The following is a 12,167-nucleotide window of genomic DNA, read 5'->3' on the forward strand; positions in this document are numbered from 1 at the left end:
AGCAGATATGAAATTTGAAACACTTAAAGCTAAAGACATTATGATTTCTCCTGTTTTAACAGTAGCAGAATCAAGTAGTTTGGCTGAAACATGGAAATTATTTTCAGAGAATAAAATTACCGGTGCTGGCGTTATAGATGAAGAGGGCGAATTCGTTGGGGTTATTTCACAAACCGATATCCTCAGAGAAACAGCCGCGGAATCATTAGAAGGCTTCGCGCATACACTTTACTATATGGAACTCCCGTATTTGGAAGGAAATTATTGGCCTTCACAGACTAATACTCTCGAGGAAATTACAGTTGGTGAAGTTATGAACTCTGAACCTGTATGTGCGGATGTTTCCAGCACAGTCCCTGAGCTTGCGACACTGATGAGAAATCACAAAATTCATCGAGTTTTTATTACAGAAAAGGGCAAGCTTGCAGGCATCGTTTCAACTATGGATATGATTAAGATCCTTGAATGCCAGTAAAGCAGAGTTATAACTGACTCCAGATTTTTGACTGCCTAAGTTTGATCTACGAAGGCATTAATATGTCAAATGCATGTCAATATTGCATACGCTGTACGATCAGGTGCTTTTTCAACAATGTTTTATTTATGAGCTACTGATGATAAATAGTGCATGAATTGATGGTAAACACTTGAAGACCAAAATAAAAAATGAAATTAAAAATGTCTTACTTGTAACGATTGGTGTCCTTGCTGCAGGAATGGGGATTAAGGGGTTCTTGCTATCGAGTAACTTCATCGACGGGGGAGTTACTGGCGTTTCCATGTTGCTTGCTAAAATTTCAAGCATTCCATTATTTATACTGCTGCCACTAATTAATCTGCCATTTATTGCCACAGCCTATAAGACTCTTGGACGTGCTTTTGCAATTAGGAGCATTTGTGCGATTGGAGCACTAGCATTCACTTTAGCAGCTGTTCCCTATCCTGATGTCACACCAGATTTACTACTTACGGCAATCTTTGGCGGGGTTTTTATTGGAGCCGGGATCGCTTTTGCAATGCGTGGTGGCGCTGTGCTTGACGGTACAGAAATCGCAGCGCTTTTAATTTCTAGCCGTTTTGCAGTGCTGCGAGTTGGTGATGTGATCTTATTGTTTAATGTCTGCTTATTTTTGCTCGCCATCAGCACTTTGGGAGTTAATGAAGCATTATACTCAATCTTAACTTATTTTGCAGCCGCAAAAACATTGGATTTTGTGCTTTATGGCATTGATGAATATACAGCAATCACTGTGATTTCAGAGCGTAACACTGAAATCCGGGAACGTATTACAATCGATCTCAAGCGCGGCGCTACAATTTATAAAGGCTATGGAGGGATGAGTGGCGTCGAGCAGAATATCTTACATTGCGTGATCACACGTTTAGAAATTGGCAAGGTCAAGCATTTGATTAAGGAAGTAGACCCACAAGCGTTTTTGTTTTTTCATCCATTATCTGGCGTTGAAGGCGGAGTCATGAAAAGTAAGGGGATTATTCACCATGCAGGAAATAACGTGGGCTGATTTTGAGAGAGTTGAGTTAAGAGTGGGCACGATTATTGAAGTTGAGGATTTCCCGCAAGCTCGTAAGCCTGCATATAAGCTCAAGATTGATTTCGGTGAATTTGGCATTAAGCAATCAAGTGCACAAATCACAACGCATTATGCCAAGGCAGAACTTATCGGTAAGCAAATCCTAGGCGTGATTAATTTCCCCAACAAGCAAATTGCCAATTTTTTCTCTGAATGTTTGACCACTGGACTTCCTGATGAAACTGGCGCAGTTGTCTTGGTGAGCCCTGACAAGAAAGTTCCAAATGGCGCTAAGCTCTTTTAGCTCTTGTCGACTGAAAGTTAGTTGGAAATCGGCATTTTTTTACTGCTTCGCATGCGTGGCAGTTATCCCACTACTAAACCCTGAGCACTTGAGGTTTTGCTATTTACAGTTTGCTTATCCAGTAACAGTGTTAGCTTTTTGTATTTGGTTAGTTCGATTAGTTAGCCTAGCTTTTCACAGTAAACTTTCACGTCAGACTTTTGTTTGTAGTTTTATTGCTAGCCTGACAATTTGCGCCTTAATTTTTCAAGCAAATCATAGTGAATTTAGAGTTTTTGCTGATGAAGTAGAATTGCTTGCGACTTCTAAGGCAATGTATTTTGACAAGGGAGTTTCTTATCAAACAACTAGCTATCGTGATACGACCAGAGCGAGAATGTCAAAATCAGATTTTGACATTCGACCGACACTCTATCCTTTTATCGTCCATCTCTTTCACCACGGCCTAGGATATCAACCGCAAAACTCAATTCGAGCAAATGGGCTAATTTGTTTCCTCTTACTACAGGCAATTTTCCTTTTTGTAAGTCAATTTTATGGCCTGGGTGGCGCTCTTACCGCGACACTTTTTGTTGCCGCGCATCCGATTGTTGCATTAACGGCGACTTCTGGCGGCTATGACTTAACGTCTACGTTTTTTCTTTTTTTATCGCTGACGTTAAGTTACCAAGTTCTACAGAAAAGGTCTCCGCAGCTTGAAGCTTTGCTCGAGGCGACTTTAGTGTTACTAGCACTGACACGTTTTGAATCCGTCTTATATAGCCTAATCATTGGCGGGTTTTTCTGCTGGAGCAATGTATTGACGCCTAAGCGAGGACTTTTTTTTCTAAGTCCGATTTTCTTAGCACTGCCAGTGTGGCTGCGTTTTGCAAAGATTGAGCATCCGATTTTACGTAGTGAAACAAAGCTTTTTTCGTTTGAGTCATTTCTTTCGAATAATCTTGTTTTCTTAAAAAGCCTCACCTCTTTTGGTGTTGAAACATTTCCCTTTAGTCCAGCATTACATCTGACAGGACTCTTTGGTTTGGGCCTACTCGGCGTTAAATTATTTCAGCAACGAAAAAATATTAGTTCCAGCACGAAAATGTTTGCATTGTTACTTTCGACTGTAAGCGTGACTTTTTGGATAATTATCACTGCCCATTTTTGGTCTAAAATTACAGATCCGTTCGTCTATCGACATTACTTGCCAGTTACCTTAGTGCTCTCAATTTTAGCACTTCCTGCAGTTGTGCTAGTACTCAGAAAATTGAGGGCAAACTTAATTTTGGCCTCAGTTCTAGCACTGTTTGTTTTCGTGCTTTCAGTCCCCAAGGCAATGCAACTGACTTCCATGCGTAACGGTAGATTTGCTGCCCGTTATTATCAGGCGCTAGAGTATTTAAAGCAGTCAAAGCAGGAGAAAATATTAGTGATTGGCGCTGTGCCTCTGCAATATACGGTCAATGGCTTTGATGCACTTGATTTTTTAGGAGCAAATCACCAAGCGCAGAAAATCATCGAGCTCAAACAGCAGAAAATCTATGATCGAGTCTTTGTTGTTCAGACATTTTATCCAACAAAGCAGAGGATTAAGAATAACGAACGCCTGAGCAAGAGCCTAGCAGATCGTGCAGTTAGGCATCACGAAGAAGTGCTTGAATATTATAAGCGTGAATTAGATGAGCCCTGGCTTAAAATTAGTGAAATTATTTAAGAGTAGTGCCTGGTTTTTTCGTTTGGCGGATGGCATTTCGCTTTAAATTTTACTATGATTCCGTTCACTGCAAGGGAAAATTTTATGACTACTTCTCATATTGATCGAGATCAGGAATTTCAGCAGCGTATTCAAGCTGGTGATACAATTGAGCCCAGGGACTATATGCCCGAGAAATATCGTCGGCAATTAATCCGTATGATCTCTCAGCACGCACATTCTGAAGTTGTAGGAATGCTTCCTGAGGGCAACTGGATTACGAGGGCGCCTAGTTTGAAGCGCAAAATGGCACTGCTTGCAAAGGTACAAGATGAAGCAGGGCACGGCCATTATTTATATAGTGCAGCTGAAACGCTTGGTGCTGACCGCGACGAGCTCATTCTGGAATTACTAACTGGCAAAGCAAAGTATTCGAGCATTTTTAATTATCCATCCTTAACCTGGGCAGACATGGGAGTTATCGGCTGGATGGTTGACGGGGCAGCGATTGTCAATCAAACAATGCTTGCAAAATGCTCCTATGGGCCATATTCGCGAGCAATGATTCGGATCTGCAAGGAAGAGAATTTCCACAAAAAGCAAGGGGTTGAACTCGTTGCGACTTTAGCGCAGGGAACACCGGCGCAAAAAGCAATGGTGCAAGATGCTGTCAACCGTTGGTGGTGGCCATCTTTAATGATGTTTGGGCCACATGATAAAGATTCGCCGAATAGTGATGATTTGATGCGCTGGAAAGTTAAATTGAAAAGCAATGACCAACTGCGCCAGAGATTTATCGATATGACAGTTGAGCAGGCCCATGCGATGGGTTTAAGTATACCTGACAAGGATTTAAAGTTTAATGATCAGTCCGGGCATTGGGAAATTGGGCCAATTAGCTGGGATGAATTTAAGGCCGTGATTAGTGGCAATGGCCCCTGTAACAGCGAACGAATAGCTGCGAGAAATAAAGCTCATGAGGCTGGTAAATGGGTTAGAGACGCAGCAATGGCCTATGCTGACAAAGGCAATAAAGATAATAAGTTAGCCGCTTAGAATTAGCCGAAAATTAGCCACAAGGGATTATAAGTTTTAACTTAGATGAAATGAAAGAGTAAATTTTTATGGCAAATCAAATAACAGATCTGTGGGAAGTTTTTACTCAAGAACAGCACGGCGCAGCGCATGTTCATGCCGGGAGCCTGCATGCCCCGGATGCAACACTTGCTTTGCAGAATGCCCGCGATGTTTTTGGCCGCCGAGGGAAAGTTGTAAATATTTGGGTAGTCGCTTCACACGCAATCACTGCTTCTGAATCTTTGGTTGACCCTGAGGAGCTTGACCATAATAAGGTTTATCGTCATCCACAGTTTTATGAAATTCCTAAAGGGATGAAAAATGTCTAAATTTGATAGTCAAATTGCAACTTTTGCAACTTATCTCGGTGATGACATGCTTGTGCTGGGCCACCGTTTATCGGAGTGGTGCGGACATGGGCCGATGTTAGAAGAAGACATTGCGCTAACGAATATTGCGCTTGATTGTGTTGGGCAGGCTAAATTTTATTTCGACTTAGCTGGAAGGCTTGAAAATCAAGGTCGTGATGCCGACAAACTCGCCTATTGGCGAGATGAAAGGGAGTTTAAAAATTGCGTCTTGGTTGAACTTCCCAAGGGCGATTTCGGAGTAACAATTTTGCGACAATTTCTTTATGAAACATTTTACGATTTGGTTTTAGCAGATCTAACAAACTCCAAATTCGAACCTTTAAAAGACCTTGCGCTACGCGCAAAACGCGAAACAAACTACCATCTGAAGCACACAACTGAGTGGATTTATCGTCTGGGAACGGGCACAGCAGAAAGTCACAAGCGCATGCAAGTAGCTTTGGATTACCTCTATCGCTATACAGCAGAATTATTTGCTGATGATGAAGTTCTAGATGCATTAAGTAGAGAGCAAATTGCACCTAAGTTTTCCAGCCTAAAACAGAGCTGGGTCAATAAAGTTCAGACAGTATTACAAGCTGCGACACTTGAAATCCCAACACCGGTTCAGGGATTTTCTCTCAATGGCAGGCTTGGACGACATAGTGAGCATTTAGGACATATGCTTAGCGAAATGCAAATTGTTGCTCGCTCACACCCAGGAGCTACGTGGTAGAGCGAACTCAAACAGTTCCCTCCAACGCAGACATTTTAGCTGTATTGGCAGAAGTTTTCGACCCGGAAATTCCAACGCTTTCTGTGCTCGATCTGGGCATTGTGCGTGAGGTTGAAGCTAGTGCTTCAAAAATCAAAGTCAAAATTACACCTACCTACTCGGGTTGCCCGGCAATGCAGATGATTGAAAATGATATCAAGCAGGCGCTTGGCACTAAATATACATTACCAATCCAAGTTGACGTTGTGCTTGCTCCCGCTTGGACGACAGAGTGGTTGACTGAAAAGGGTCGTGCGGGCTTGAAAGCTTCAGCAATTGCTCCCCCAGACAAGCTCGTTACTCTGGGTAAGCAAACACCAGCTTGTCCTTACTGTAACTCTCGCGAGACAGAAAAAACTAGTGAATTCGGCTCAACAGCTTGTAAAAGTTTTTATCGTTGCAAAGCGTGTTTACAGCCGTTTGATTATTTCAAAGAGCTCTAGGGTCTGTCGCGAAACTAAATTTCTACTGCGAAATGCATATTTTGGCTGCGACTGTATCAGGGGCCCCAAAAAAATCTTGCGACGTGTCGCAGGCTTACACGCCTCAGATTTTTTAGACCCTTCCTTGTCTCACTCAAAATCTGCAATTCTCGTCACGAAATTTCATTTCGCGATAGACCCATCTAAATCAAAAACTATGGGCCGTTATAAAACATAAAAAAGAATTGGATGGGGCTGGGTAAGTGGCGCAAAGCCTCAAACTCAAGCCCCATCTTCTTCCTGAGTCCTACTAGCTATTCCGTAGATTTTGACATCTGGGAAGAAATTGAGAGAGCTAGCTACATCGAGACCAATTGCGGTCCAGTGTGGAGAGTGGTCAGTGTAGCTGTTTAAGTCTCGATCCTCCAGAATCATTGAAGGTGTAATCAGTGTAGCGACATGCACTATCTGATCTCCGTAAACCACCAAGAAAAGCTCTACGCATTCAAGAATTTGCGAGCAAATCACGGTGATTTGCGTGTTCGACACGGGCAGTGTTGACCTGAAAACAGATAACTTTTGCAGATTATCAAGATGTGTTCGATCGCTAAGCCAGCTTTGACTTACACCGCTCTGGACTTTCAGAGCTAGCCTAGAAAAAGAAGTTCTCTCGACGCCACTTTTAGTATCGTTAACGATCTTGAAGAATAAAGCCTGAATCAGGCTTGACGCTCTAGATCGAAGCGGAGATTGTGCGCTACCTGCGTCGATTGGTACTTCCAAGCAAACTTGTTTTGTAAACAGTTGTTTGCTTTCCACGACTGCTGAAGCTGCAAAACTTACATCCACCACGTGTTGATGGATTGGGGAACAGTCGTGCGCACTTAAAATAACGACGCTCTTTCCAAGCTTCCGCTTAACGACTAGCGATTGTCCATCGGGCAGCTCAAAGTGCAGTAGCTGAAGCTCTTCAGGGCTACATCCTGGAGTTTGTTCATCTGCTAAGCAGGCCACGGAAAAGCCAAAAGGATGCTCTACGTTACCCTGTGCAGGAGAAACAAGCATGATTTCAAAACGAGGAGGCGTACTTGATGTTGCTTGTCCGAAAACGGAGCTTGCAACCAACGCTGTTAAGTGACGAGTGATTTTCAATGTTTCCATTTTCTATTCCTTGATGTGAACCAATTTTTGGAGGCCAAGCCCCCGAAGGTAAAACCTTTTTGGCCCACAGTCTTTTGCTTTGCTGCAAGGCAAATAAAAAGACTGTTTTAAGAATTACTAATATAAAATTGAGAAAGAGCAGCGTTGAAGATAAAAAACGCTGTTACGGTTTTGCCAGTAACTTTGCAAGGATAGCAAAGTTACTGGCAAAATTCAAAATTGGACTAAGTAGCCTTTGGTGCCCAGCTATTACACCAACCTTTTGCAGAGACTAGACCGTCCATAAATAAAGCGCATTTGCCCCATTCGCCTTCTTGACCTTCGACTTTTAGACCGCCCTGCTGCCAAAGCATGCAATTGTTGCAAAACTGAGTTTCTGCTCCTGCTGCGGCAACCTTAGGAAATTTTCCCTTGTCGACTTTTCCTTTGTCATGTTGATAACCCATGGAAACGGCAATCGGGCTACTTAACTCAAGTGCTTTTGTTGGCGTAGCCGGTGCTTGAGCAACTGCACGCTTGCCTAAAGTAACTAGAGCTGGTGCTGCACTTAAAGTCAGCAAACTTTTCTTAATAAATTCTCTTCTCTGCATAATTCTCCTGTAATCAAATGATGGGATGAGAGTATTAATCCGTTGTTTGCAGAGCAAGCATTCAAATGATTGATATACCGAAATCGAAAAGTGCTAATCTTTAATTTGTGACGCTAGATTAATTTCATCAAGCATCGGATGCCCAATTTTCGAGCGTTTCTACAACGTTTGCTAGAAATGTATTCGCCGTAAATCCGTCAAGCACGCGGTGGTCGATAGTTAAAGTTAAATAGACACAAGGCCTAATTTCAATAGCGTCTTGTCCATGCTTTGTAATTACCTTGGCGCGCTTCTCAATTTTCCCAACGCCTAGAATCGCTGATTGTGGCTGAAGAATAATTGGTGTGGCTAATAAACTTCCACTTGTTCCATGGTTTGTAATCGTAAAGGTTCCGCCGCGGATATCACTCGTCTCAAGTCGTCCAAGCCGGGCACGATCAGTTAAGTCTGCTACAGACTTTGCCAATTCTTTAAAATTCTTCTGCTCAGCAGCATGCAGCACCGGAACAACTAAGCCTTCAGGGATTGCAACGGCTAGGCCAATATTACAGGTGTCAAAAAGTTCAATCGTGTCTTGATGTAGCCTGCTATTTACTTCAGGCACAGTTTGTAGCGCCTTAATGGCTGCAGTGACGAAATAGGGAGTAAAAGTTAATTTGATTTCATCGTTAAGAAAGGGCGTTTTATGAACTTCACGATGCGCAAAAACTCTAGATAAATCAGCTTCCATCACAGCGGTTACGTGCGGCGCAGTGCGCAGCATACTGGTCACCATATTCTGGGCGATAGTTTTACGCATTGCCGTAAGTGGAATGTGATGTGAAGGAATTTGCGGGCGAGGGTCGCTATTATTTTTTAAATAGTTCTCAACATCTTCAAGCGTAATTCTGCCACCGCGCCCAGTGCCCGAAATTGAGTCAGCAGACAAATTGTGATCCTTGATTAGTTTACGCACAGCTGGACTTAAATCAGCGTTGACTTGAGCTGCACTCGTTGGAGTTGAAGATTTTACTGCAACTTTTTCCGGCGCTGCGTTAGTTGTTGAACTTGCTGTGGCTCCAACCCGAAGACTACCTAGAATATCACCTGGCTCAACTTTATCACCTTCGTTTTTTAAGATCGCTTCAATTACACCAGCAGCAGGAGCCGGTATTTCGAGTGAAACTTTGTCGGTGCTGATTTCAACTAAGGGCTCGTACTGCTCAATGAATTGACCAGGTTTTTTGAGCCACGAGGATACAAAAGACTCACTGCCTTCTCTTTGGTCTGCAGGGAAAAGAATTTTAATCACGTCCGACATTGAACACCTTTATGTTTCAATTATTTTCTTCATAGTTTCGATCATCAAATCAACCGAAGGGATGACATGATCCATTAAATTCATATTGTGTGGAATGGGAATATCGTCAACTGCTAAACGCTCAATTGGAGCATCGAGCGAAAAGAATGCTTCTTTTGCAACGGTTGCACTGATTTCTGCACCAAAACCACAAGTAGCATAGTCTTCATGCACAATTAATAAACGACGACACTTTTTCACAGCCCCGAGTACGGCTTCTCGATCCCAAGGCACCAGTGTGCGTAAGTCAAGTAAGGTGCACTCGAAACCTGATTTTTCACAAGCTTCGTCAATACGCTCAACCATTGCCCCCCAAGTGACAATCGCGAGCTCATTTCCTTCACGGATTGTACGCGCTTTACCCAGTGGCAGGACAAAATCATCACCCGGATAGGGTCGTCTAGCCCAGGCATTGTCTAAGAGGTGACGGTGTTCAAAGAAAATACTCGGGTTATTGCTACGCAGCGCGGCACGTAAAAGCCCTACAGCATCTTCAGCGTTTGAAGGCACAAGCACTTGCCAGCCCACAGAATGAATCCAGGCAACTTCATCAGAAACACTGTGCCAAGGGTCACCGCACTTTGCAAAGCCTCCAGGAATGCGTACCACCATTGGTGCTGCAAAACGATTTGCCGTGCGCCAGCGCATTGTTCCAATGTTATGCAGCTGCTCTGTTGCCGGGTCAGCGTATTTTCTAAACTGAATTTCAGGAACAGGTAAAAGTCCATTTAAAGCCAGCCCGACTGAGCGGCCAATAATACCTTCTTCGGAAAGACTGGTATCAAAGACTCGGTTTGTTCCGAATTGTTCTTGCAAGCCAAGTGTTGCTGCATGAACTCCGCCTTTAGGGCCAACATCTTCACCGAAAACTAACACCTTTGGGTTAATTTTTAATTCATGTTCAAGCGTGCGACGGATTGCGGTGAGCATATTAATTCTAGTTGGCTCAGAATTTGGCACGCTGCTGCTTTGTGGAAAAGTGTGTCCTTCGGGAAGTAGCCCTCCGACTTTTTGTAAGGCTAAGTTTTTTGCATTTGGCGGAGTAAAATCGAAGACGAAATCAAAGATTTTTTCAGCATCAGGTTCACGACGCTTTAAGGCCGCATCGAGTGCTTGTGAAACTTCGCTTTTCACCTGCTCTTCAATTGCGGCGATGTTTGTCTGTGGGAGAATTGCGTTACTGAGATATTTAATCAAAGCTGCTAGCGGATCGCGAGCAAGTTCGCTGTCAATTAAGTCCCTTGTTTTATAGGCTTGAGTATCCTGTCCGGAATGACCAGAAAGCCTTGGGACAGTTAAGCGGACCAGGGCCGGGCCCTTCCAGCTACGCACGTGGGTTAATGCGTCTGTGAAAAGTTTTGCTGTTTCAACAGGGTCAGAGCCATTGCCATCATAAATATTTAAATTGGAAAAACTAGCAAGATTCTTAGCAATATTTGCTCCTGGGGTTTGCTTTTCGCTTGTTACAGAAATCGCATACTGGTTATCCTCAATGTAGAAGAGTACGGGCAGTGATAAAGTTGTGGCGATTGTTAAGGCTGACCAAAAACCATTGGTAGCAACCGACCCTTCACCACCGAGCACAACTGCAATTGCGCCTTGGCAAGTTTGATCGCCTAATTCTTGCGCACGGTAGACTAAGCCTTGAGCCCAGCCAACAGTTGGCGTGTATTGCGAGCCAACGTCACCTGACATCGGCAAAACTGTGGCTTTACCTTGTGAAGGTAAATTACAAACCACACCGATATCTCTGCCATCACTAAATCCACCAGACTTCATTAACGGACCAGCAAAAGCATCTTCGATTGTAAGTCCTTGAGTTAAAAGAATTGGCCTGCTGCGATAATATGCAGAGATTGAATCTCTTGGATGATTAATCAATGAACCAAGGATAATTTGCGGGACATCGTGGCCTCGTGCAGAAAACTGATAAATTACTTTTTTCTGTGGCAAGAGCTCAGTCTCTTCAAGACGATCGATTTCACGCGAAATCAAACACGTTCTTAAGACCTCAAGCCAATTAATTTCCTGCTGCGATTTTGCCATATTCCGTCGGAATAACCCCTTTTGAGATAGCCGAGGATGCCAAGAGAATGAAGGATAATCAACAACTCTTTAATCTACAATATTAATAGGGTATATATGCCTTCCATGACTTACGAAACGCTCAAAATAGAATCTTCCTGTACAACTTTTATTATTGCCCTAAATCGTCCGGACAAATTGAATAGCTTTAATCAGCAACTTTCGACTGAGCTCATCAATGTGCTTTCACTGGCACGTGATGACGAATCAATACGCGCGATTATTATTACTGGAATGGGGCGAGCATTTTCTGCTGGTCAGGATCTACAGGAATTCGAGGGGAGTAATTGGCCTAAGCTCGGGGCGATTCTACAACATCGCTATAACCCGATTGTGGAACTCCTACGCACCATCCCTAAACCGATCATCGCTGCAGTCAATGGCCCTGCTGCAGGAGCAGGTGCTAATCTTGCGTTGATGTGCGACTTGGTAATTGCCGCAGAAGAGAGTTCTTTGATGCAGGCCTTTATTCATGTGGGACTGGTTCCCGATACAGGTGGAACTTTCATTTTGCCGCGCTTAGTTGGAATGCATCAGGCCTTTAGACTTGCGGCTTTAGGCGAAAAACTTACTGCACAAGATGCTTTTCAGCTTGGACTTGTTTATAAAGTTGTAGCTGGCGGACAGTTAATGGAAGAAGCTCAATCGATGGCCAGCAAATTAGCGCTACTGCCTACTCAAGCAATTGGTCATTTAAAAGAAGCATTGAATAGCTCCCTCAGTCATAATCTCTTTGAGCAGTTAGAAATGGAAGTTAATCTTCAAACAAAATGTGGTGAAACGGCTGATTTTACTGAGGGCGTAAAATCTTTCCTCGAGAAGCGTAAGCCACATTTTATTGGTAAATAGTGCAATCA

General features: G+C 43.3%; 13 protein-coding genes. 9 read left to right on the forward strand and 4 right to left on the reverse strand.

Annotation, left to right across the window (positions count from 1 at the left end):
* Positions 1 to 7 precede the first annotated feature (7 nt).
* The 8 genes from JNK13_11280 (at position 8) to paaJ (ending at position 6,156) form a co-directional block, all read left to right on the forward strand.
* Positions 8 to 475: a CBS domain-containing protein gene (locus JNK13_11280; GenBank protein MBL7663321.1), complete on the forward strand. Its 468-nt coding sequence runs from the start codon at positions 8 to 10 to the stop codon at positions 473 to 475.
* Positions 476 to 647: 172 nt separating this feature from the next.
* Positions 648 to 1,523: a YitT family protein gene (locus tag JNK13_11285; GenBank protein MBL7663322.1), complete on the forward strand. Its 876-nt coding sequence runs from the start codon at positions 648 to 650 to the stop codon at positions 1,521 to 1,523.
* Positions 1,501 to 1,836, forward strand: a complete 336-nt coding sequence (locus JNK13_11290; protein MBL7663323.1) for a tRNA-binding protein — start codon at positions 1,501 to 1,503, stop codon at positions 1,834 to 1,836. The genes JNK13_11285 and JNK13_11290 overlap by 23 nt, the downstream gene beginning before the upstream one ends.
* 55 nt (positions 1,837 to 1,891) lie before the next feature.
* Positions 1,892 to 3,532, forward strand: a complete 1,641-nt coding sequence (locus tag JNK13_11295) for a glycosyltransferase family 39 protein (GenBank protein MBL7663324.1) — start codon at positions 1,892 to 1,894, stop codon at positions 3,530 to 3,532.
* Between the two features lie 54 nt (positions 3,533 to 3,586).
* Positions 3,587 to 4,567, forward strand: coding sequence for a 1,2-phenylacetyl-CoA epoxidase subunit A (gene paaA / locus JNK13_11300; protein MBL7663325.1), 981 nt, complete (start codon positions 3,587 to 3,589; stop codon positions 4,565 to 4,567).
* Positions 4,568 to 4,635: 68 nt separating this feature from the next.
* Positions 4,636 to 4,917, forward strand: coding sequence for a 1,2-phenylacetyl-CoA epoxidase subunit B (gene paaB, locus JNK13_11305; protein MBL7663326.1), 282 nt, complete (start codon positions 4,636 to 4,638; stop codon positions 4,915 to 4,917).
* Complete coding sequence (gene paaC, locus JNK13_11310) at positions 4,910 to 5,674, forward strand: phenylacetate-CoA oxygenase subunit PaaC (GenBank protein ID MBL7663327.1); 765 nt, start codon at positions 4,910 to 4,912, stop codon at positions 5,672 to 5,674. The genes paaB and paaC overlap by 8 nt, the downstream gene beginning before the upstream one ends.
* On the forward strand, positions 5,668 to 6,156 hold the full coding sequence (paaJ, locus tag JNK13_11315; GenBank protein MBL7663328.1) for a phenylacetate-CoA oxygenase subunit PaaJ: 489 nt from the start codon (positions 5,668 to 5,670) through the stop codon (positions 6,154 to 6,156). The genes paaC and paaJ overlap by 7 nt, the downstream gene beginning before the upstream one ends.
* Positions 6,157 to 6,417: 261 nt before the next feature.
* Here the strand turns inward: paaJ and JNK13_11320 are convergent, their stop codons facing one another.
* The 4 genes from JNK13_11320 to JNK13_11335 all read right to left on the reverse strand — a co-directional run bounded on the left by JNK13_11320 (position 6,418) and on the right by JNK13_11335 (position 11,271).
* On the reverse strand, positions 6,418 to 7,296 hold the full coding sequence (locus JNK13_11320) for a hypothetical protein (protein ID MBL7663329.1): 879 nt from the start codon (positions 7,294 to 7,296) through the stop codon (positions 6,418 to 6,420).
* A 224-nt stretch (positions 7,297 to 7,520) separates the two neighbouring features.
* Positions 7,521 to 7,886, reverse strand: coding sequence for a high-potential iron-sulfur protein (locus JNK13_11325; protein MBL7663330.1), 366 nt, complete (start codon positions 7,884 to 7,886; stop codon positions 7,521 to 7,523).
* 127 nt (positions 7,887 to 8,013) lie between these two features.
* Entirely contained in the window at positions 8,014 to 9,186 is a 1,173-nt protein-coding gene (locus tag JNK13_11330) for a 2-oxo acid dehydrogenase subunit E2 (GenBank protein MBL7663331.1), read from the reverse strand.
* A 9-nt stretch (positions 9,187 to 9,195) separates the two neighbouring features.
* Positions 9,196 to 11,271, reverse strand: coding sequence for a pyruvate dehydrogenase (locus tag JNK13_11335; GenBank protein ID MBL7663332.1), 2,076 nt, complete (start codon positions 11,269 to 11,271; stop codon positions 9,196 to 9,198).
* A gap of 105 nt (positions 11,272 to 11,376) precedes the next feature.
* Between JNK13_11335 and JNK13_11340 the strand changes: the two genes are divergently transcribed.
* Complete coding sequence (locus JNK13_11340) at positions 11,377 to 12,159, forward strand: enoyl-CoA hydratase/isomerase family protein (protein ID MBL7663333.1); 783 nt, start codon at positions 11,377 to 11,379, stop codon at positions 12,157 to 12,159.
* Positions 12,160 to 12,167 lie beyond the last annotated feature (8 nt).

Source organism: bacterium (assembly GCA_016786595.1).
Lineage (GTDB): Bacteria > Bdellovibrionota_C > UBA2361 > SZUA-149 > JAEUWB01 > JAEUWB01.

What these genes read in the sequence shown, in the direction of transcription:
- JNK13_11280 (MBL7663321.1), top strand. Translation starts at nt 8, where the DNA reads ATGAAATTTGAAACACTTAAAGCTAAAGACATTATGATTTCTCCTGTT.
- JNK13_11290 (MBL7663323.1), top strand. Translation starts at nt 1,501, where the DNA reads ATGCAGGAAATAACGTGGGCTGATTTTGAGAGAGTTGAGTTAAGAGTG.
- paaA (MBL7663325.1), top strand. Translation starts at nt 3,587, where the DNA reads ATGATTCCGTTCACTGCAAGGGAAAATTTTATGACTACTTCTCATATT.
- paaB (MBL7663326.1), top strand. Translation starts at nt 4,636, where the DNA reads ATGGCAAATCAAATAACAGATCTGTGGGAAGTTTTTACTCAAGAACAG.
- paaC (MBL7663327.1), top strand. Translation starts at nt 4,910, where the DNA reads ATGTCTAAATTTGATAGTCAAATTGCAACTTTTGCAACTTATCTCGGT.
- JNK13_11320 (MBL7663329.1), bottom strand. Translation starts at nt 7,296, where the DNA reads ATGGAAACATTGAAAATCACTCGTCACTTAACAGCGTTGGTTGCAAGC.
- JNK13_11325 (MBL7663330.1), bottom strand. Translation starts at nt 7,886, where the DNA reads ATGCAGAGAAGAGAATTTATTAAGAAAAGTTTGCTGACTTTAAGTGCA.
- JNK13_11330 (MBL7663331.1), bottom strand. Translation starts at nt 9,186, where the DNA reads ATGTCGGACGTGATTAAAATTCTTTTCCCTGCAGACCAAAGAGAAGGC.
- JNK13_11335 (MBL7663332.1), bottom strand. Translation starts at nt 11,271, where the DNA reads ATGGCAAAATCGCAGCAGGAAATTAATTGGCTTGAGGTCTTAAGAACG.
- JNK13_11340 (MBL7663333.1), top strand. Translation starts at nt 11,377, where the DNA reads ATGACTTACGAAACGCTCAAAATAGAATCTTCCTGTACAACTTTTATT.